The 22,008-nt window shown below is 42.7% G+C and carries 16 protein-coding genes and 1 pseudogene; 11 read left to right on the top strand and 6 right to left on the bottom strand.

All coding sequences use genetic code 11. From position 1 onward, the window contains the following. Positions 1–114: 114 nt before the first annotated feature. From glmS to FZC78_RS17670, 6 genes are all read left to right on the top strand, one after another. Positions 115–1,917, top strand: coding sequence for a glutamine--fructose-6-phosphate transaminase (isomerizing) (glmS, locus tag FZC78_RS17695; protein WP_148941422.1), 1,803 nt, complete (start codon positions 115–117; stop codon positions 1,915–1,917). Between the two features lie 567 nt (positions 1,918–2,484). Then, the gene (locus FZC78_RS17690; protein WP_148941421.1) at positions 2,485–3,054 is read left to right on the top strand and encodes a TetR/AcrR family transcriptional regulator; all 570 of its coding nucleotides are present in this window, start codon (positions 2,485–2,487) and stop codon (positions 3,052–3,054) included. Positions 3,055–3,111: 57 nt separating this feature from the next. Next, positions 3,112–4,533, top strand: a complete 1,422-nt coding sequence (locus tag FZC78_RS17685; RefSeq protein WP_435874164.1) for a DHA2 family efflux MFS transporter permease subunit — start codon at positions 3,112–3,114, stop codon at positions 4,531–4,533. A 386-nt stretch (positions 4,534–4,919) separates the two neighbouring features. Then, on the top strand, positions 4,920–6,833 hold the full coding sequence (locus FZC78_RS17680) for a PTS mannitol transporter subunit IICBA (RefSeq protein WP_148941419.1): 1,914 nt from the start codon (positions 4,920–4,922) through the stop codon (positions 6,831–6,833). A gap of 690 nt (positions 6,834–7,523) precedes the next feature. Further along, positions 7,524–9,611, top strand: a complete 2,088-nt coding sequence (locus FZC78_RS17675; RefSeq protein WP_148941418.1) for a BglG family transcription antiterminator — start codon at positions 7,524–7,526, stop codon at positions 9,609–9,611. Between the two features lie 5 nt (positions 9,612–9,616). Next, positions 9,617–10,756 (top strand): mannitol-1-phosphate 5-dehydrogenase, encoded by a 1,140-nt coding sequence (locus FZC78_RS17670; protein WP_148941417.1) that lies wholly within the window; start codon positions 9,617–9,619, stop codon positions 10,754–10,756. Positions 10,757–11,344: 588 nt separating this feature from the next. Here FZC78_RS17670 and FZC78_RS17665 read toward each other — a convergent pair. After that, entirely contained in the window at positions 11,345–12,301 is a 957-nt protein-coding gene (locus FZC78_RS17665; RefSeq protein WP_148941416.1) for a D-2-hydroxyacid dehydrogenase, read from the bottom strand. Between the two features lie 142 nt (positions 12,302–12,443). Here FZC78_RS17665 and FZC78_RS17660 point away from each other — a divergent pair, with 142 nt between their 5' ends. Both FZC78_RS17660 and FZC78_RS17655 read left to right on the top strand, forming a co-directional pair. Continuing rightward, positions 12,444–13,070, top strand: a complete 627-nt coding sequence (locus FZC78_RS17660) for a metal-dependent hydrolase (RefSeq protein ID WP_148941415.1) — start codon at positions 12,444–12,446, stop codon at positions 13,068–13,070. Between the two features lie 369 nt (positions 13,071–13,439). Further along, positions 13,440–14,594, top strand: coding sequence for a cation:proton antiporter (locus tag FZC78_RS17655; protein WP_252183669.1), 1,155 nt, complete (start codon positions 13,440–13,442; stop codon positions 14,592–14,594). 56 nt (positions 14,595–14,650) lie between these two features. On the opposite strand, the gene guaC is transcribed toward FZC78_RS17655, so the two are convergent. Further along, positions 14,651–15,634 (bottom strand): GMP reductase, encoded by a 984-nt coding sequence (guaC, locus tag FZC78_RS17650; RefSeq protein ID WP_148941414.1) that lies wholly within the window; start codon positions 15,632–15,634, stop codon positions 14,651–14,653. Between the two features lie 419 nt (positions 15,635–16,053). Between guaC and FZC78_RS17645 the strand changes: the two are divergent. Further along, positions 16,054–16,482 (top strand): annotated as a pseudogene (locus tag FZC78_RS17645) (AhpC/TSA family protein); the annotation flags it as partial. A gap of 670 nt (positions 16,483–17,152) precedes the next feature. Here the strand turns inward: FZC78_RS17645 and FZC78_RS23800 are convergent. Next, on the bottom strand, positions 17,153–17,440 hold the full coding sequence (locus FZC78_RS23800) for a hypothetical protein (protein WP_187444990.1): 288 nt from the start codon (positions 17,438–17,440) through the stop codon (positions 17,153–17,155). Positions 17,441–17,629: 189 nt separating this feature from the next. Then, on the bottom strand, positions 17,630–18,340 hold the full coding sequence (locus FZC78_RS17625; RefSeq protein ID WP_148941412.1) for a DUF2294 domain-containing protein: 711 nt from the start codon (positions 18,338–18,340) through the stop codon (positions 17,630–17,632). 583 nt (positions 18,341–18,923) lie between these two features. On the opposite strand from FZC78_RS17625, the gene FZC78_RS17620 reads away from it, so the two are divergent. Together FZC78_RS17620 and FZC78_RS17615 are read left to right on the top strand one after the other, a co-directional pair. Next, positions 18,924–19,187 carry a CD3324 family protein gene (locus FZC78_RS17620; RefSeq protein WP_148941411.1) on the top strand — a complete coding sequence of 88 codons (264 nt, stop codon included), beginning with the start codon at positions 18,924–18,926 and terminating at the stop codon, positions 19,185–19,187. 164 nt (positions 19,188–19,351) lie between these two features. Beyond that, entirely contained in the window at positions 19,352–19,996 is a 645-nt protein-coding gene (locus FZC78_RS17615) for a FusB/FusC family EF-G-binding protein (protein WP_252183668.1), read from the top strand. A 328-nt stretch (positions 19,997–20,324) separates the two neighbouring features. On the opposite strand, the gene FZC78_RS17610 is transcribed toward FZC78_RS17615, so the two are convergent. Beyond that, positions 20,325–20,501 (bottom strand): hypothetical protein, encoded by a 177-nt coding sequence (locus FZC78_RS17610; protein ID WP_187444989.1) that lies wholly within the window; start codon positions 20,499–20,501, stop codon positions 20,325–20,327. A 20-nt stretch (positions 20,502–20,521) separates the two neighbouring features. Beyond that, entirely contained in the window at positions 20,522–21,790 is a 1,269-nt protein-coding gene (locus tag FZC78_RS17605; RefSeq protein ID WP_148941409.1) for an MFS transporter, read from the bottom strand. Positions 21,791–22,008: the final 218 nt, after the last annotated feature.

Genomic DNA, 22,008 nt, shown 5'->3' with positions numbered 1-22,008 from the left:
GGCAACTCCGTGGACAAAAGAAAGGAAATGCAAAAATTATATTTAATCAGAGATAAGGGGGCAAGGGGCCCCCGAGCTTCCTGCCCTCTTATCATCCAGGGAGGAAATTTAATTATGTGTGGTATCGTAGGATATATTGGAAATAAAGATGCAAAAGAAATACTTCTAAAAGGGCTTGAAAAGCTTGAATACCGCGGGTACGATTCAGCAGGAATCGCCGTCAAAAATGCTGATGGAGTCCATATCTTCAAAGAGAAGGGGCGTATTGCCGACCTTCGTGACAATGTAGACGAAAATGTGTTATCCAACACAGGTATCGGCCATACACGCTGGGCGACTCATGGTCCTCCAAGCAAAGTGAATGCTCACCCTCATCAGGCAACAACAGACCGTTTCACTATCGTGCATAATGGTGTTATCGAGAATTATTCAGCTCTAAAGCGTGAATACTTGCAAGACGTTACTTTAAAGAGTGACACAGACACTGAAATCATCGTTATGCTTATTGAAAAATTAGTTAACGAAGGCAGAAGTGTAGAGGAAGCGTTCCGTACAACGCTTAAACTTCTTAAAGGGTCTTATGCAATTGCTCTTCTGGATAATCAAAATGACGAGACAATCTTCGTTGCTAAGAACAAAAGTCCATTGCTTGTAGGTCTTGGAGAAGATTTCAACGTTGTGGCAAGTGATGCGATGGCGATGCTTCAGGTAACAGACCAGTATGTTGAGCTTATGGATAAGGAAACGGTTATTGTTACAAAAGAAAAAGTAACAATCCAGAACCTTGAAGGTGAAGAAGTTTCCCGTGAGCCATATACGGCTGAATTGGATGCAAGTGACATTGAGAAGGGCACTTACCCTCACTACATGCTGAAGGAGATCGATGAGCAGCCTGCAGTTATGCGTAAGATTATCAGCGCTTACCGTAACGATAATCAAGAGTTGGAGATCGATGAAGAAATCATTTCAGCAATGAATGAATCTGACCGTATCTATATCATTGCGGCAGGAACGAGCTACCATGCCGGTTTGGTCGGCAAGCAGTTCATTGAGAATATGGCGAAAATTCCAGTAGAAGTTCATGTAGCAAGCGAATTCAGCTATAACATGCCTCTTCTATCACAGAAACCATTATTCATCTTCATCTCTCAAAGTGGTGAAACAGCGGACAGCCGTGCAGTTCTTGTACAAACGAAAGAACTTGGGCACAAGTCACTGACGATTACAAATGTCCCTGGCTCTACGCTTTCCCGTGAAGCGGATTACACATTGCTTCTTCACGCAGGTCCTGAGATTGCGGTAGCATCAACTAAAGCATACACAGCTCAGATTGCAGTGCTTTCTATTCTTTCATATGTAACGGCTAATTCACGCGGAATCAAGTTAAACTTTGATTTGGTCCATGAACTTGGTATCGTTGGAACAGCAATGGAAGCTCTATGCGAACAAAAAGAAGAATTTGAAGCCATTGCCCGTGATTATCTGGCTACAACACGCAACGCTTTCTTCATCGGCCGCCATCTTGATTACTATGTAGGCTTGGAAGGATCCCTTAAGCTGAAAGAGATCTCTTACATCCAAGCTGAAGGCTTTGCCGGCGGAGAGTTGAAGCATGGAACGATTGCTCTTATCGAAGAAGGAACACCAGTTATCGCTCTTGCTACGCAGGAAGCGGTTAACCTTGGTATCCGCGGAAACGTCAAAGAAGTAGCTGCCCGCGGCGCCAACCCTTGCATCATCTCCATGAAGGGTCTTGAAGAGGAAGACGACCGCTTCGTCATCCCGGAAGTGAATGAATTATTAACACCCCTTATCTCTGTAATACCATTGCAATTGATTTCTTATTACGCTGCGCTTCACCGCGACTGTGATGTCGATAAGCCGCGTAACCTTGCGAAATCAGTTACTGTTGAATAATTTTTAGAAGAAGGTCACAGTGTTTGTTGATTTATGGCTTAATATAAAGATACGCTTAAACACACCCCATTTAGAAGGATTTCTAAATGGGGTGTGTTCTTTTTTTGTCTAAGCTCTTTTCATAAACTTTGTTGCTATTTGATACTAATTCCAAAAAAACTAATCATAATTTATCTTGTAATCATGAAACGAAAAGAGCTGCTCTCCCTGATTAGAGAAAAATCCCTTAGTATCCGGGGGAAAATCCGGCTCCTGGGATTTTTACGAAAGCAGCATTCTATGCGAAAACAGCCTTAGAAAAAGAAAAATCTTAGTATCCATGGGTAAAGCCTGGCTTTGGTGATTTTCCCGAAAGTGAAAATCTACTCGGAAACAGTTTCAAAGGCGGATGACTTCCCGTGCTGGCTGCCTGTATCCTTGCAGCTAAAACAAATAAATCTGCTAGCTCCCTTCCTGCCTGCACTTTATATTTATTTATTGTTACCAATCAAACTTTAAAATTGACTCCATCAATACATTAACCTATGATTATTTAGACCGGTTGTTATAATTTTAAGGGGTTTTTATATGAAGAATAAGCAAAATACAAAAGAAATTATTCTGGAGAGCGCTACCCGCCTGTTTCAGCGGCAGGGTTATAATGGAACAGGGCTTAATCAGATCATAGAGGAGAGTGGTGCTCCGAAGGGGTCTATTTATTATCACTTTCCAGATGGTAAAGAAGAAATTGCTTTAGAAGCAATTTCTGCGATAAAAAGAGTATTCTTAGAGGCGGCAGAGAATGATTTAAGCGGTAACGAGTCAGCTATTGAAGCATTCAAATTTTATGTCAATAACATAGCTGCCATCTTTGACAAGAGAGAATGTGAAGAGGGATTGTCAATTGGTTTGATCGCTTGGGAAACAGCCTCTACACATGAGAAGCTTCGTAAAGCCTGTGAAATGGTCTTTAAAGATTGTCAGTCCTTATATGCGGACATACTTAAGCAATATGGTTTTTCAAAAGAGAGAGCTGAAGAATTAGGGGTCACCATAACAGCAATGATAGAAGGGGCATGTATATTATCGATCACATATCAGAATGGCAATCCCTTAAGAACAATATCAAAGCATCTGCTGCTGTTGTTGAAAAATTAATTTACAGATATACAGGAGGAAATGAAAATGGGTAATGCGCAAGGAAATACGGGGGATATGGCAGCTGGCAATTTGCGTGTTGTGCCAATAATTATCTCATTTGTTGTTGCTGGATTTATCGGATTGTTTAGTGAAACAGCTCTTAATATGGCCTTAACCAATCTGATTGAAAACTTTGGAATTCACGAAACTACTGCACAATGGCTGACGACCGGATATTTGCTTACACTTGGCATACTGGTACCTGTGTCAGGTTTGATTATGCAGTGGTTTACAACGAGGCAATTGTTCAATACAGCCTTGATTGCCTCGATAATTGGAACGTTCATAGCGGCTATTGCACCAAGCTTTGAAGTATTAATGGCCGCCCGGGTAGTTCAGGCAATCGGCACAGCACTGCTGCTTCCGTTAATGTTTAACACGATATTATTGATCATTCCACCGCACAAGCGTGGACGGATCATGGGAGTCATCGGTCTTGTTATAATGTTTGCTCCAGCGGTTGGCCCAACCATCTCTGGACTTATTATTAATAATTTGACCTGGCACTGGATTTTTTGGATTTCTCTTCCTCTATTAATTGGAGCTCTTATATTCGGGTGGTTCTTTATGCAGAATGTTACAACGCCCACTAAGCCAAAAATCGATATTCTTTCGATTCTATTATCGACTATCGGTTTTGGCGGTATCGTTTATGGATTCAGCAGTGCCGGAGAAGGCGGCGGCTGGGGAAGCACGACTGTAATAGCTTCCATTGTTATTGGCGGAATTGCATTAGCGCTGTTTTCAGTAAGACAAATTAAAATGAAGCAGCCAATGCTCAATTTACGTGCGTTTAAATATCCGATGTTTACCATCGGACTGCTTTTAATCCTTGTTTGTATGATGGTCTTGCTTTCCACAATGATTCTCTTGCCGTTATACTTACAAACATCACTCGCTTTGACTACCTTTGCTGCGGGGCTGCTGCTCTTACCGGGCGGGATAATTAATGGTATTCTTTCGCCAGTAATGGGTGGATTATTCGATAAATACGGTCCGAAATGGCTGGTAACAATCGGAATCCTGATCCTAACAGGAGCGATGATTGGATTTTCAACTATTACTCTAGAAACCAGCACGGCATTTATCATTATGTACCACATCATTACAATGATCGGAATCTCCATGGTGATGATGCCGGCACAAACGAATGGACTGAATCAATTGCCTCCAGAGCTATATCCGGATGGTACAGCCATTATGAACACATTACAACAAGTCGCAGGGGCCATTGGAACCGCCGTTGCTATCTCAATCCTTTCTTCTGGGGCGGAAGGGTTTATGAACACGGTGGAGGATAAAGCGAACCCGCTTAACCCTCTTCTCGCTTTTACTGAAGGGGTTCAAGATGCCTTTATATTTGCGATCATTATGGCCATTATCGGTTTTGTGATTTCGCTGTTCATCAAACGTGTAAAAGTTGAGCACCAAATGTAATCCCAAAAGTAAAGCCTTGCTATCGAGAATAGCAAGGTTTTTTCATTCTTCTAGAGAAGAATTCGAAGCGGTTGATTAACTAGTATGCAAGCTTGATCCTCATGTATTATAAGAAAATTATAGGTCTTAGGATTTACTGCATACAGTCTTATACTATTCTAAAGATTAACTCGAATGTTTTAGGGAATAGAATCATTATTCCCACTCTGATGGCCATATTGTGTATTGCACAGGTCAGAATAAGAATAGCAATTAGAGAAACAATAGGTTTGTCACGACAGGCGCGACAAAATTAGCTTTCAACATTGTTGAAGCGTTCCGATTCTCTCCTTTATGATTAAGTAAGGTTTTACTGCAATTATTCAATGATGAAAGGAAGAAAATATATGGCTCAATCTACTATAAAAGTCAGAGTGCAGAAGTTCGGTAACTTCCTCAGCTCTATGGTACTGCCGAATATCGGAGCATTCATAGCATGGGGATTGATTACGGCGCTCTTCATTCCAACAGGCTTCTTTCCAAATGAAAGCCTTGCCAATTTAGTTGACCCGATGGTTTATTACCTGCTGCCTCTTTTAATTGGTTATACAGGAGGTAAGCTGATTTACGATCAGCGCGGAGGAGTCGTTGGTGCGATTGCGACAATGGGTGTGATTGTCGGTGCACCCGAGACACCGATGTTCTTAGGCGCCATGTTGATGGGACCATTAGGCGGTTTTGTCATTAAGAAATTTGATCAGGCAATTGAAGGAAAGATTCGTTCTGGCTTTGAAATGCTTGTTAACAATTTCTCTGCTGGTATCCTGGGGGCTATTCTTGCAGTCTTGGCATACCTTGGTATCGGACCAGCGGTAGATGCTTTCACAGAAGCACTTGTAACAGGTGTAGACTGGCTGGTTGAAGCAGGGCTGCTGCCTCTAACTAGTATTCTGATCGAACCCGGGAAGATTTTATTCCTGAACAACGCCATCAACCATGGTATTTTGTCACCGATTGGATTGGAACAATCTGAATCTACAGGAAAATCGATTATGTTCCTATTGGAAGCTAATCCTGGACCAGGTCTAGGCGTTCTGCTTGCATTCATGCTATTCGGACGCGGAACTGCTAAGCAGTCAGCATCGGGAGCGGGAATCATTCATTTCTTCGGTGGAATTCATGAAATTTACTTCCCATATGTTTTGATGAAACCAATGCTTTTCCTTTCTGTCATCCTTGGAGGGATGAGTGGAGTATTTACACTTGTATTATTAGGTGGGGGACTTCAAGCTCCTGCATCACCAGGGAGTATTTTAGCTATCACAGCCGTAACACCAAATGATGGAATGGTTTATGTAGCCAACTACGCAGCGGTCCTTGTGGCAGCAGTGGTTTCATTCGCGGTTTCGGCGGTTATTATGAAAACAAGTAAGACATCTGATGAAGATATCAATGAAGCAACAAAGAAAATGGAACAAATGAAAGGCAAGAAGAGTTCTGTAGCAGGTCATGTGTCTGAAAATAAAGGAACACTTCCTGAAGAAGTTAATAAAATTGTCTTTGCGTGTGATGCCGGAATGGGCTCCAGTGCAATGGGGGCTTCACTGCTGCGCAAGAAGGTGAAGGAAGCCGGATTGGATGTTTCTGTAACTAACACAGCGATCAGTTCGATTCCAGCAGACGCGCAAGTGGTCATTACTCAGGAGAAATTGACTCCTCGAGCGGTGAATAAACTTCCAAGCGCATATCATATTTCGGTCGATAACTTCTTATCCAGTCCGGAATACGACAAGCTGATTGCCAGCCTGCAGGACGGGGTTACAGAAGAACAGGCCGAGCTGGTAGAAGAGTCAGAAACAGAAGCAGTCGGAACAGAGCCTAACATGGATAAAGATGACGACCTTCTTTTGGAAGAGAATATTTTTATTGGCCAGGAATTCGCAAGCAAAGAAGAAGCCATCCGCTTTGCAGGTGAAGCGTTAGTCAAAGCCGGATATGTTGAAGCCAGCTATGTTGATGCAATGATCGATCGTGAAGGCATAACCACCACGTATATGGGGAATAACGTAGCAATTCCACATGGAACGGAAGAAGCCAAGAAGGCAGTTATCAAATCAGGCTTCACGGTTATCCAGGTACCTAATGGTGTCGATTTTGACGGAGAACAGGCTAAGTTGATCTTTGGTATTGCGGGTAAAGACGGCACCCACCTTGAAATTCTATCTGGAATTGCTGTCATCTGCTCAGAGCAGGAGAACGTAGATCAGATGGTTGGGGCAAGAACTGCTAAAGAACTGAAGGATATTATCAATAGCAAATAGCATTGAATTAGAAAGGCGGGGATACCTGCCTTTCTGTTCTGCTTTATTGAAGATTTATCTCTTATAAAGGGCTCTTTTCGTAAACTGGGCTGCTGTGTCATATCAATTTCGAAAACTTTTGCTATATTTAATAGGAAATATCCTTGTCGGCAAGAATGAAAAGACCTGCTTTCTCAATTCAGTGTCAGAAACCTTGGCATCCGGGAGGGAGGAGCTTCCGAAAGTAACATTCAATACGAAACGCTCTTTTCGTAAACTTTGTTGCTATTTTAAATAAACTCTTTAAAATAACACCATTATTTACAGGGAATATTCTGTTGTAAGCAATAATAAATGTTACTTTAGAATGCGAGCTCTCTTTACGTAGGAGGATCTTCGCTGCAGGCGTACGATCTCCTGCGGGACTAGTGGACAGGTGAGACCCCGGAATCCAGTTGCAGCGCCCAGCCCCTCGGGGTCAAATAACCCGAAGAGAATAAAAGGAAAACCTCCTTTTTTCTCTTCGGAACATTTGCCTGTCGGGGCTGATCAGGGCGCTTCCACTTTTTGTGCAGGCGCAGCCGAGGAGGCTCACCACCCGCCCCGCGGAGTCGTTCGCCTGGAGTGGAAATCCATTACTTATAATTAGCAACAATCATTGCGAAAAGAGCCATACGAAAACAGCCCTTCTTAAAGAAATGAGTGGATAGAATGTTTATTACCTCAAGGGAAAAATCCATCATTGACTTAATCATAAGAACATCCGGAAAACATACTGTATCGACTCTCTCGGACTATTTACATGTCAGCGGTAGGACTATACAGCGCAATCTTAAATCAGTAGAAAAAATACTGAATGAACACGATTTGGAGTTGAAAAGGACAACCAGTGAGGGGTTATTTATCGATGGAAGAAATGAACAGATTTTTCGGCTGATCCAAAAGCTGACAGATATCGTTCCTACCGACGAGACCCCTTTAGAAAGAAAGCTGCATCTGCTGATCACACTGCTTGATGAAGGTCCTTATTTCAAAAAACAGGTGCTCGCAAATCAACTGGGCATCAGTACAGCCACCCTTACTGTTTATCTCGATGAGTTAGCCATCTGGCTAAGCAAGTTCTCTGTTAACCTAACGAGAAAAAGAGGGGTCGGGGTGGAAGTGGCTGCAACAGAGGCAAACAAACGCCATGCACTTGCTAACTTCTTTTTAGTCTATTTTTATGAGGATATTATAGAGAATCTTTACTTAATCCAAAAGGGACAACATTTAAATGATACAGTTCTGGGTTATTTTTCTCCCGAATACCTATTAATCGCCGAGCAGGCGGTGAATCCTGTACTAACGAAAGAACAGACAAAATTAACCGACAGTGACTACACAGGCCTTATAGTGTATATATGTCTAACTATCCAAAGGATTCAACGCGGCTTCATCTTGGAAGAAATGGATATATCGGAAACTCGGTATGACAATGAATACAGGTTGATGAATAAGATCTGTGATGAACTGATCCAGACTCTTTCTGTACCAATAAGCAGCAGTGATATACATTTTCTGAGTGTTGTGCTGAAAGGTTCAAAGGTGCAAGCTGCTGATTCCATCGACTATGACAGTATTCTGTTAGGCCAGCATATTAAAAATCTGATACTTGACGTCTCATCAAAGCTCAATATTGATTTATCAGATGACTTCTCCTTATATCAGGGATTAATCGCACACATGGAACCATCTATATTTCGGTTGAAACAGGAGATGGAATTGTTTAATCCGCTCACAGATGAAATAAAAAAGAAATATCCTGTCTTATTTTTAGCTGTAAAGAACAGTTTGGAAATTAGATTCAAGGATATTCATTTTCCAGAAGCTGAGGTTGCTTTTGTCGTCCTGCACTTTGGATCCGCTCTCGTCATGAATGAGGAAAAAGTCAGAATCAACGCTGTTGTGGTCTGTCCGACAGGAATCGGAACTTCCAAGATGCTTGCCAGCCGGATTCAAAAGGAGATAGCGGAAATTAACTCTGTTGAAATTCTATCACTCACAGATTTTCAATCGGCAGATATGAGAGACTATGACATTGTCATCTCTACGGTAAGGCTTCCTTTCACTGACATCGATTATATTCTCGTCAACCCTCTTCTCAGTGAGAAAGACATTGAGTTCATTCACAATTATTTGCAGAACAATTTGGAGAAACTGACTAGGAATGATAAGTATCTGAAGCAGTTTGCAAGAGAGAAGGAAAGGGACCAAGACGAACGTCCGAAGGTTAGAAGTCTTCTGCAGGAGATAAAAGAGATCCATTCAAGTATAGAGTCCATCCTTGATAATTACAGGTTCTACAGAATGGAGCACACAGGAAGCCACTTTACTGTACTGGGCGAAATGGTAACGCAGGCAGAGAAAGATGGACTTCTCGACAATACGGATAAGGTGATGCATGAATTGAGGGAGCGGGAGAGAAAAGGCGGACTGGGGATACCCAATACCAATATGGGGTTATTTCACTGTCGAAGTGCAGGCATCCAGGAGCTTATATTTCAAATCGCCCACTTGAAAGAGCCATGTATGATCCCGGGGATGGATGGAGCTGAGATGCCCATGAAAAGCCTGCTCCTGATGCTTGCTCCGAAAAACCTGAACAATAGGGAACAGGAAATAGTGAGTCTCATCAGTACAAGCCTTATCGAGGATGAAAAATCTTTGATGATTTACTCGTCAGCAAACGGGGAAATGATCCGCAGGAAGTTAGAAGACCTATTTTTAGACTACTTACAAAATAACTTGGTAAAGGAATGATTATCATGAAACAAGCTGTACATTTCGGAGCTGGAAATATTGGCAGAGGGTTTATTGGAGCTCTCTTTTCACAATCTGGTTATCATGTAACCTTTGTGGATATTGCCGACAGTGTCATAAATAAATTAAATAAAGAAAAGCAATATAATGTAGTCCTGGCTACAGAAGAAAAAGAGACGGCATTAATTGAGAATGTATCTGGTCTAAACAATCTTAGCCAGGAAGATGAAGTCATTGACCACATCGTAAACGCAACGTATTTGACGACTGCCATCGGTCCCAATATCCTGCCGAGGATTGCCCCGCTGATTGCACGCGGGCTATCGAAACGTGTTTCTTTAACGGACGACAAACTGTATGTAATCGCTTGTGAAAACCAAATCGGTGCCACAGATATTTTGAAGCAGCATGTCCTGGACAACTTGGATGAGGATACAAAAGCAAAGCTTGAAGGACGGGTATACTTCTTTAATTCAGCTGTTGACCGTATCGTGCCGATCCAGGATCAGGATTCTCTCGATGTCCTTGTAGAACCTTACTATGAGTGGGTTGTGGAAGCCAAAGAGAGCCTCCCGGAAGTCGAAGGGATGACGATCGTAGAAGACCTTGCCCCTTTCATTGAAAGAAAATTATTCACGGTGAATACAGGCCACGCAGTCATTGCGTATTTCGGTTACCTTCAAGGCAAAGAAACTATTGATCAAACACTGGCTGACGATAGAATTGCCGATCAAGTTAAGGAAACTCTTAAGGAAACCGGCGCTTATTTAGTAAAACAATATGGGCTTAATGGAGAGGACCACTTGGCTTATATTAATAAAAATATTGAGCGCTTTAAAAACGCTTATCTAAATGACGGGGTTACTCGTGTAGGACGAGCGCCAATACGTAAATTAGGCCCTGAAGACAGACTTGTGCGCCCGACTACAGAGGCACATAAGGCGGGCCTTCCATATTCAAATCTTGCCAAGGCTATCGCAGCTGCCTTGCTGTTTGATTACCCTGAAGACGAACAGGCTATGGAAATACAGGAGATGATCAAAGAAAGCGGAGTGGCTGGAGTACTGAAAAAAGTAAGCGGCCTGGATGAAGAAAGTGAAATTTCAAAAGAAGTCATCAAACAATATGAACTATTAAAAGGATAAGGGGAAGGAAGCTTTATTTTTGTCCAACGATAAACAAATTTGGATTGAAAATCAGGCAGTCTTTCTTAAACCAAGTACAGTAATAATCCATAGAGAATAAAAGGAAAAACCGTTTTTTCTTTTATTCTCCATGGATATTTTTCTTCCGGGACTAATAAGATCGCTGCTCCTGCACTTCATACATATCTCAGCGGAAATAGATCTCTCGCGACCGAAGTGTCCCCAACAACATGCATAACTCAACGGAAAAACATATGGCGTGACCGAAGAAAGCCCCACATCATACTTATCTCAGTGGAAAAACACCTTTCGCGACCGAAGAGCCTCCAACATCATGCATATCTCAACGGAAAACCATCTCTCGCGACCGAAGAGCCCTTAACATCATACATAACTCAGCCGAAAACAGATCTCGTGACCGAAGAAAGCCCAGCTTCATACATATCTAAAAGGAAATTATCTGTCGTAACCGAAGACCCCTGTGCTAATTCCATCCCGCAAGTTTTTAAAAAGGTATAGTATGGTCAAGTAAAAGCAAAGGGCATATCTATCAGCTGATAGATATGCCCTTTTTCCCCTCTAAGGGAGTCAGTACCCTTTCCTGTAATCGACTAAATTGACAGGCGGGGGATTGCCGGAGATATATTCTTTTAAATTGGGGATGAAGATGTCTTCAATGACCCTCTTATTATAAAACTCTGTCGACCCGGCAGTGTGAGGGGTGAGGATGACATTCTCCATCTCCCAAAGCGGGCTGTCTTTTTCCAAAGGTTCTGTTTCGAACACATCCAGGCCGGCTCCAGCGATCTCTTTGGCATTCAAGGCTTGTATCAATTCGTGTTCCTGAACCGTTTCACCACGGCCGATATTAATTAGAAAGGCAGAATCCTTCATGCTTTCGAACTCCTTTTTGCCGAACATGCCGCGGGTATCTGGTGTGAGAGGCACCGTGTTAACAACATAATCACAGCGGGACAGGACTTCATGAAGCTGTTCGGTGCTGAACATTTGGTCGACGTACTCGCTGTCTTTTCCAGAATGGCGGACCCCAAGAACATTCATTCCAAAGGCTTTGGCAATCTTTGCGGTTTCTTTTCCAATGGCCCCGACTCCAATAATCCCAATGGTCTTTCCGTGAATTTCAAGCTTGAGGCCGGAATGGGCCCATTCCTTCTGATCCTGATTTCGAATATATGTATGGATTTTTCTCGTCAGGCCGAGCATCATGGCAAAGATGGTTTCTGAAATGGGGTAGGCATGAACTCCGTTGGCGCTTGTAAGCAGGATACCACTTGAATCCAGTTGATTTAAAGGCATACTGTCGACTCCCGCGCTCCATGTCTGTATCCAGCGGAGAGCCGTGCCTTTTTCGAGTGCAGCTTCTTCCATGGAAGTTTTCCAGCCTGCGATAATCTCAGCATCATTCAAATGGCTCTTCCAATGTTCGGGTTCCTTGCCTGTGATGATTTCCCATTGAGGTGCAGCCTGCTGAATCAATTCCAGCTGGCTTTCTTCAAGATGTTGAGCGACAATCAGTTTTTTCATAAAGTAGTCCCTCCATTCTTTCTTATTATCTTAATAGTATCAAAGTTTTCATTAAAAATAGAAAAGAAAGGTTTTACGCGGGCAGAAGGTTGTCCTATAATGGGGAAACCATCAAGAATAACAACAGAAAAGAGGAACAATTGTGAACGGAACAGCTCATATGGTCATTGGGGCAGGAGCCGGGCTTTTGGCATCCCAATATTTACAGGCAGCTCCTGAAGAGACACTATTATTGATAGGAGCAGGCGTAGTATCTGGTTTGATCCCCGATTTAGATGTGGACGGAAAGCTGAGGAATACCTTTACCTCGTCTCATAAGTTTTTGATGTCATTAGCTCAATTGATTGGAATTGCGGTCATTGTTTACAGCTGGTGGGCTGGAACGGATGCTGAGATGTGGAGGGGAATTGCAGCAGGGCTGGCGATCATGCTGGTTTCTGTTTTCATTAAGAAGCGGCACTTATTGACTGTCGCGGGAACCGGTGCATTGACGGGGGGACTTTTTCTCGATGAAAACTGGCTTTGGTTATTTGGCATCTATATTATCATTGCGTCACTCGTTTCACACCGCAGCTATACTCATTCCCTCCTGGGTTTGGCTTTCTATGCCATCATTCTTTATTACCTGCAAATCAGTATTGCGATTAAAGGAATTTTATTGGCGGGAGCTGCTGGATATATGAGCCACCTGGTTGCTGATATGAAATGGCTGCCTTTTAATAAGAGAGGCGTGAAGCTGTTTCTGCCTTTTTCCAGGAAAGAGATTTAATTTATCAGAAGCTAAAGGACTTAGGCTGCCTTTAAGCTTCTTTTTTTATTGGCTTCTTCTTAAAAGGCTTTTTTCGCATATTATTGTTGCTTTCGGAAAAATCCCAGGAGCCCGATTTTTCCCCGGATACAAAGAGTTTTAACTCTAAACGGGGAAGGGCAGCTCATTTCTTTTCAGTTTTGCGAGATTTCATCCTCGTAAAAGGGTTATTTTTTTGAAATAAGTATTAAATAGCAACAAAGTTACGAAAAGAGTATTTTAAAAATACCTTATACAATTCGAAACTTGGTTACAGAGTGACAAGATATGCTTAGATTTCGAGAGATACGGGTATAGTAGAATACTTAAATGTTCTATGGATGAGAGGGTGTGCAATTAGTGAATCTGCCGTTATTTCTTGGTTTATTTCTTTTAGTGCTTTTTATTACTGCGTACTTTGGAAACAAGGCACTGCGCATACCTGATATTGTCATATATATTTTGCTGGGGGCAGGCATTTCACTTGCCGGACTGCTTGAAGACGTCAAGACGATAGAAGTTGCAGGAGAAATTGGTTTAATCCTGTTGTTCTTTCTTCTTGGGATGAAGTATCCACTGAAGGAAATTGCCGAGAAAGGAAAGAAGGTATGGAAGCCCGGCCTATTGGATTTGGTCCTGGGTGTCGGGGTGACAGCCGGTATCAGCGCCTTATTCGGACAAGGGTTATTTAATTCCCTTTTGATAGGTGGACTGGTTTATGCCACCAGCTCTTCAATCACTCTTAAACTTCTTGAACACAATAAGAAACTGGACAGGAAAGAATCGGGATATGTTCTTACCCTATTGATATTTGAGGATATGGTGGCTCCTGTCCTTATTACTATCCTGATTGGCCTGAGCGGGGGAGAAGGGTTAAGTATATTGGACTTTCTGTTAATCTTCCTGAAAGTCGCATTGCTTGTGGGACTTGCGGTTGCCATCAGCCGCTTCATCCAGAAAAAGGCATATACCCTCATTGAAAAGTTTCTGCATGAAGATTATCTGCTTGTGTATATTTTAGGAATCGCTTTGGCGTATGGCGGCTTTGCCTTGCTGCTCGATTTATCAGAGGTAATCGGGGCATTCCTTGCCGGCCTTATGTTTGCAGGCACCAATTTTAAAGACAAGATCCAGGAGGCGGCCCTCCCTGTCAGGAACTTATTTCTGCCATTCTTCTTCCTGAATTTCGGGATTTCGCTTGAATTTACTAGTGATATTCCGGCCTTTGGACTTCTTTCTGCCATCCTGGTCTGGTCGATACTCAATAAATTGATTGTTGGTTATATAGGCGGACAGTGGTACGGACTGAATAAGCAGGAATCTTTGGAAACGGGCTTAACTCTGGCGCCGAGGGGAGAATTCTCGGTTATCATTGCAGGCCTGGCTTCCGGGACACTGCAGATTTTCGCAGGGGTGTATATCCTGGCCGCCGCGCTTATCGGAATGCTGTTATGTCAGCTTTCGTCCAAGATTGGTAACAGGGTTTACCGTAAAGGTAATTCCTAGATTATAAATAAAAAACCGGGCAATGGTGGAACACCAAAGCCCGGTTTTATTTATGTTTAGTAAACTTTATCTCCATTGAAGATCGAATTTTTTACGACCACATAATCCACATGGCGGATTGCATCAAGATTAGTGCCGCCTGCATACGAAATGGATGACTGCAGATCCTGTTCCATTTCTGTAAGAGTATCAAGCAATGATCCCTTATGCTCCACGAACATTTTCTTGCCTTCTACATTTTTCTTTTCGCCTTTTTGGAATTCTGATGCGGAACCAAAGTATTCTTTATAAAACTTTCCGTCTCTTTCAACCGTTTCGCCAGGTGATTCCTCGTGGCCGGCAAATAGGGAGCCAATCATGACCATGGAAGCGCCGAAACGAACTGACTTTGCGATGTCTCCATGTGTACGGATACCGCCGTCAGCTATGATAGGCTTGCTTGCTGCTTTCGCACACCAGCGGAGAGCTGCCAGCTGCCAGCCTCCTGTACCGAAGCCGGTTTTAATCTTGGTGATACATACCTTTCCTGGGCCGATTCCCACTTTTGTGGCGTCGGCACCGGCATGCTCTAATTCTCTTACTGCTTCCGGTGTACCTACATTTCCGGCGATGACGAAGCTTTCAGGAAGGTGTTTCTTTATATGTTTAATCATTTGGATGACAGCATTCGAATGACCGTGGGCAATGTCAATTGTGATGAATTCAGGTGTGATTCCTTCAGAAGCTAATTGTTCTACAAACCCATATTCCTCATCTTTAACACCGACGCTGATGGATGCAATAAGTTCACGGGAATGCATATCCTTGATAAAAGTCAGGCGTTCTTCCGGCTTAAAGCGGTGCATGATATAGAAATATCCATTTTCCGCTAAGTAAATCGCAATTTTCTCATCTATTATTGTCTGCATATTCGCAGGAACCACTGGCAATTTAAACGTATGGCCGCCTAATGTTACGGATGTATCACATTCAGAACGACTGTTGACAACACATTTTGCAGGAATTAATTGAATATCTTCATAATCAAACACATTTTCCATAAGTAACACTCCTAAAAGCGAATATTATTTTGGTGGTAATTAATAAATGTTCGTACATTAATTAATTTACCTTATTATTGGATAGATGTCAAAAAAATTTGGCAGCAAGGGATTTGTACCAACATCGAACGAGGAGGGACAGTCACTCTTCACACTGTGAGGCAGTGAAGTACTAAAAGAACTGTCTCTTTCAGCACTGGAGTGTGTTAGAGCATTATCCGTGTATATTTAAAGGAAACGTTTAAAATGGAATTTATCCTCAAGATTGTTATGATAGAATCATCTACTGAAAAGAAGGTGAAAGAATGACAAACATACTTCAAAAACCGTTCGGCGAAGATCGCAGTTTTGAAGAAGTCATACAGGACCAGAAAAGCTTGGTCGTATTTGTCAGGCACCCTGGCTGACCGGTTTGCAGAGACTTTCTCGCGCAGTTGCGTGAGCATCACCAGCAATTAACCGACGGAGGGGCACAGGTTATTGCCATAACCCCATCCAATCAATCTTTGCTTGAACAGTTCACAAGAGAATTCGGTCCATATCCATTCGATATTTATGGAGATCCAAAGCGCTCTCTGTATAGAAGTATGGGCCATAAATCGATGGCAAAATGGAAACTCCTTGCAATGGCAGGGAAGGCCTTCTTGAAAGGTGGTAAGAAAGCGTTTCTGCCTGAGGATGAGGGGCAAAAGAAAGTGGTACAAGAGTCCCTTAAAACCCAGGATGTTTTCATCCAGGGAGGCTCCTGGATCTTCGATGAAAATGGTAAAATCATCTGGAGCCATATAGACGAGTCACCTGAGGACCATGCGCCGATTGAGCAGCTTTTAGAGCAGCTCAATAAATAATAAAAAGTCCCTTTCCGAAATTGGAAAGGGGCTTTGTGTTTTTTGAGGAAGATTATTCGACCCACCTGCGTGAACTACTAACGAATATATTAAATGCGCTGAATAGAGCTGCATGTCTTAGGAGCACTTTCTCACTGAGCTGGGCAAGGCGCTTGCGCTTTTGGTTCGTCCAGCTTCAGCGCCTAGCCCCTCGGGGTCAAATAACCTCAAGAGAATAAAAGGAAAGACCGCCTTTTTTTCTCTTGAGAACATTTGCCTGTCGGGGCTGAGCAAGGCGCTTACGCTTTTGATGCGTCCAGCTTCAGCGCCTAGCCCCTCGGGGTCAAATAACCCTCAGAGAATAAAAGGAAAGAGCGCCTTTTTTTCTCTGAGGAACATTTGCCTGTCGGGGCTGAGCAAGGCGCTTACGCTTTTGATGCGTCCAGCTTCAGCGCCTAGCCCCTCGGGGTCAAATAACCCTCAGAGAATAAAAGGAAAGACCGCCTTTTTTTCTCTGAGGAACATTTGCCTGTCGGGGCTGAGCAAGGCGCTTACGCTTTTGATGCGTCCAGCTTCAGCGCCTAGCCCCTCGGGGTCAAATAACCCTCAGAGAATAAAAGGAAAGACCGCCTTTTTTTCTCTGAGGAACATTTGCCTGTCGGGGCTGAGCAAGGCGCTTACGCTTTTGTTTCTAGTTGATCTTTTTTATGCTGTGCCTTGTATAGTAGCTCTGATATCGATAAAAGATTTCCGCTTGAACTTTCTGCTCGTTCAGAAAAAAAGTATAGTAAGTCTGGACGGAAGTAGGGTTTTTCTCGTAAGGGATATTCAGCCTTTCTGCTACAGATTCCACATGATCCTCTATGTCGGTCTTTCTAATTGTTACGGGCTGATCACTTTGCTGACGTGCTTTTTCAATATAGTTATCTATACACGACAAGATTTCTTGTTCTTTTTGGGAGAAATCATTGATGTTCATTCTGGTCTATCCTCATCCTTTTTAACAATAATTTATTTAATCACAATATTTGGAAATTAAAAAAGTCAGAAAAGAAGGCAGATCCCTCTCTTCTGACTTATGTCCGGTTCCATGCCCATTCATTGCTATCAGAAACTCATTATTGATTGCGATTGATATTTTATATAATACCATGAGAGGTACTACTAATCAAAGATCTTTTTGAGAGGGCTTCAAATGTAAGAGGATGAAGCTTTTATCACCATCAAAGTCCCAGTCCACAAAGATGTCCTTTACGTCAGCATCTAAATGCTCTTCAAATCTTTCTTTATATTCAAAGAGGAACCTTTTTTCCAAATTCCGCTTGGTGATCCGAAGTGTTTCATGAAATCCAAGACGAATCAGCTCCTTTTCGAGGAGGATAAGAATCCCCTTCCGTATGATAAGAAGGGTGCGGGGGTTCTGCATGATAGAATATATTTCTTCTGGTGGTTTCTGTACAGTCGAAGTGATTTGAACGATATCTTTAATGAGGGCGCCACTGTTCTTATAATCATCAATTTGCGGCAGGGGATGTTCTTTATCAGAAGATGAAAGCACCACAATCATCATTCCTGTTCGTTCTGTAAGGTTCCAGTCATAGTAAAATTCAGCCACACGGCCTTCTGTATTCAATTCAACGTAAGCTGTAATTTCCTTTGTTAATGTTTCCATCATCAAATCTCTGGTCTTTTCAACATAAACCGTCTGGTCACTATCCATAAGCGATTGCTCCATAGGTGACAGAAAGTTTGAAAACTGAATAACCACATAGGGGCCGGAAACTGAACAGACGACGTTTCCAGGTCCGCGGCCAAAATGCTCCCTGAGCAGACGGCCGATATAACTAGAAATGGTTTTTTCGAAATTGGTTTTTACCATAAAATACCTCTCCATTTAAAATATTCCTTTAAATTCTCTTTCCCCTTTAAGTAAGAAATGAAACTTTTCGATTGTACTTATGCTAGTTAGGATGGACAGTTGATAAGGATTAATACTTTTTTAAAAATGCTCCCTTCGTAAACTTTGTTGCTGTTTGATACTTATTTCAAAAAATAACCCTATTACGAAGATGAAATCTGGCAAAACCGAAAAGAAAGGAGCGGCTCTTCCCTGTTTAAGGTTAAAACTCTTAGTATCCGGGGAAAGTCCGCTCTTGGGAGTTTTCCGAAAGCACAATATGCGAACACAGCCTTTTAAAATGCGGGGAAGGGAAAAATCTTTTATAATAAACCATATACTATCAAAGCTGAATTGTTGAGGAGGTGGTACTACATGACAAGGCTCTATTCATTGTCAGAATCAGCAGCAACTCATGCAAAGCCTGGTATCAGGAAGGCGATACTTTGCATGGGGTGAATTTTTGTTAGACAATCGCCCAGCCATGCTTTCACATTTCTGATATGAACCGGCTTTGCACCTTATTTATCTTTTTATATAAAAAAATAATAAGGAGCTGGCTGAAATGAAAGTAGCAAAAACTCAACATGTTTTACCAGATGATTTACTTAAGGAAATCCAGAAGTACGTGCAGGGAGAATCCATCTATATCCCGAAACTGAAATCTTCTTATCAAAAGTGGGGTTCACGTTCAGGAGGAAGGAAAAGGATTGAAGAGCGGAATGCAAGGATTAGAGAAGCATTCAAAAACGGATGCAGGGTGGATAGGCTTGCAGAAGATTATTTTCTTTCTCCGGAAACCATTAAGAAGATTGTATACTCTAAATAACCATTGGAAAGCATTGGCATCCGGTGTTTCGCCCTAGTACACTTTCCAGGGGGACCTTTCCTTTTTATGGTGAATTCTTTTTAAGGGCATTCCCGGCATATTCTTGCCGGAGAATCCTGGATATAATAGAAGTATCGTAAAAGGAAGAGGTTAAAGGAGTAATAATGATGAAGCCCTTTATTAGGAATGATCAATTCAACTTTATAAAAGCACAAACGAAAGTGCTGATCAATGGTCATGTAAACGCAAATGATCCGGGTGTCATGAAAGCACTCAAAGCTGTTACATTGGAAAAGGTATTGAGCCTGGTGCCTGCTCCTTCAGAGAAAGAACACGATTTGCTGAGTTCGATTGTCTTCATTAAAGATAAGCAGGATGCAGAGGTCTATCTTGCTAAGCTAAAACCCTTTGTCATTCCTTTTCGGGAAGTGTCTGACAAAACACTGCAAAAGCTGTTTCCAAAAGTAAAGAAGCTCAAGCTCCCCGATCTTGAGAATGTAGACCTTAGGGAAGTCACTTATTTAGGCTGGAATGATATTGGGCAAGAGCGGAAATACCTTGTCACAGAGGATAACGGCAAGCTGAGTGGAATGAGGGGAACCTTCAAGAACCACAGTCAAAAAGGAGTCTGTACAATCTGCAATTCCATCAGGGAAATCGGGATGTTCATCACCGAATCGAAAGCGGCTGCCAATGGGACGTATAGAAATCGCGGAAACTACATCTGCCAGGACAGCCAGGCTTGCAACCGCAGCCTGCAAAGTGAAGAAAAGCTAACTGCATTCATACAGCATCTTCAAAATCGGTGACAGTCACGCCCCGGTTTATGTCGAATGCAATGAAGACGAAAAGTGCACTGAAGGGTGTGCTTTTTGTTTTGGTTCGTTGTAGAAGGTGTAACTTGTTGGGAATAAGCGATTAAACACAAGTGATGAACTTACGGATTTACTTGTAAGTGGAAAAACCGTAAACCGCACACCTGATCAAATAATTCACCCATTGAAAAGGCTTAGAGATGCATTTATCTCTAAGCCTTTTTTCAGTCAATCTCCGTAAGTTGCAGAAGGTGAAATTCGTTGCTTAAACAAAGAAAAATGAACCCTTTGCTCGTTTCTTTAAAGGTAATTTTAGAACTAGTTAGTGGTTACCTTTTTTCTCTCGGAACATTTGCCTGCCGGGGCTTAGCAAGGCGCTTCCGCTTTTGATCCGTCCAGCTGCAGCGCCTATCCCCTCGGGGTCAAATAACCTCAGGAGAATAAAAGGAAAACCCGCCTTTTTTTCTCCTGAGAACATTTGCCTGTCGGGGCTGTTCAAGGTGCTTCCGCTTTTGATTCTCAAGGTGCCAATTCTACATTTTTCGGGTTGTGACTGTCACCAGAGCGGGTACGCTGGCGGGCAAGCATTTTCAAAGCCGCGAACAGGAAGGCGAGCGCGCCCATCATTCGTACCAGGGAGGTGGAGAGCATGGCACTCTGCATTCCAATTTGGTTCAGGAGCAGGACCCCGAATTGTGGTGCGAGAAACCCGATGAACGCAAGCAGGAAGTTATAGTTGGCGATATAGGTTGTCAGCTGTTTCTGCGGTGAAGAATTCAGCAGTTGGTTGAATAACAGCAGGTTTGTTCCTGCTACGAAAATTCCGATCCAAAGATTTATGAAGGTGATATAGTATAAATTCGTCGAAACGATCATCAACGCAGGAGCCGTAGCCATACCGGCCGCCGCGACGAATAACAGCATCGTGTTGCCGTATTTGTCCGCATACTTCGCCCACCATTTGATACTGACGATCTGGGAAAGCTGATTCGTTACAGAAAACATGCTGAACCAGAGGGCGGTGGCATGAGCTTCCCGGATTTGATAGATACTGAAAATGGACCAGCCCATTTGTGCTCCAAAGTTGAACAGCAGAGCACAAATAATGAAAGCAACATAAGGCTTGTGTTTGAATACTTCCAGTGAAAATTTCTTCTTCTCTACTACTTCTTTTTCTTCTGAGGCAGTAGGCTCTGCAGGCTCTTCTTTATGCTTTATCAAGTAATACACTTCCATTAGTGCAAAACCGAAACCGGCGATAAACAAGATTTGATAAGGAAACACGCTGTTTTCATTGAATTGTTCTAAAAAGAATCCTGTAGAAAAGGTTACAATCATCGCGGTAATGGTCGTCCATCGGTTTCTGGAACTGAAAAATCCGCCTCGTCTTTCTTCAGGGACCAGGTCGCCGATCATGGACTGCCAGGACAGACCGGACAGCGCCCCTGGAAAGTTTAAAAGAGCAATCAGGCCAACAAGGGCCCAAGGTGCATATTGCGGAGACAGAAATGGGACAAACAAGATGAGCATGAACAAAAGTCTGGTTGACAGAGTGGAAGCAACGGCAAACTTTTTCTTGCTTTTTACCCGGTTCAGCCACATGGCCCCTGGAATCAAGGCTAGCATTCCGATAATGGAGGGAAGAGAAGTGATCAGCCCCATTTGCGTATTGCTCGCACCAAGGACACCAATGGCAAACAGCGGGATATATCCATTTACAGCATTTGTGGACACAGTGGAAGCAATTCCATTGTAAATGCTGAGTTTTTCATTTTTATTTAATTTCAAGCTTGCAGCTCTCCTCTTTCATAACAATTTTCATAATGGCAGCGAGGGAAGTTGTTCTAAGRGAYACTTCAAGAAAAAACCAGAGCCCAAGTGTCACATAGGGAGGTYCTAAGAGACACTTCAGTAGAGAAAACCAGCCCAAGTGTCGCATAGGRAGGTTCTAAGAGACACTTCAGGAAAAAACCAGCCCAAGTGTCACACACAAATTTACTGATTGA

Source organism: Rossellomorea vietnamensis, from assembly GCF_008180415.1.
GTDB lineage: Bacteria > Bacillota > Bacilli > Bacillales > Bacillaceae_B > Rossellomorea > Rossellomorea vietnamensis_C.
Note: the sequence above shows the minus strand (reverse complement) of the source record. Positions and strands in the feature narration are given on the sequence as shown.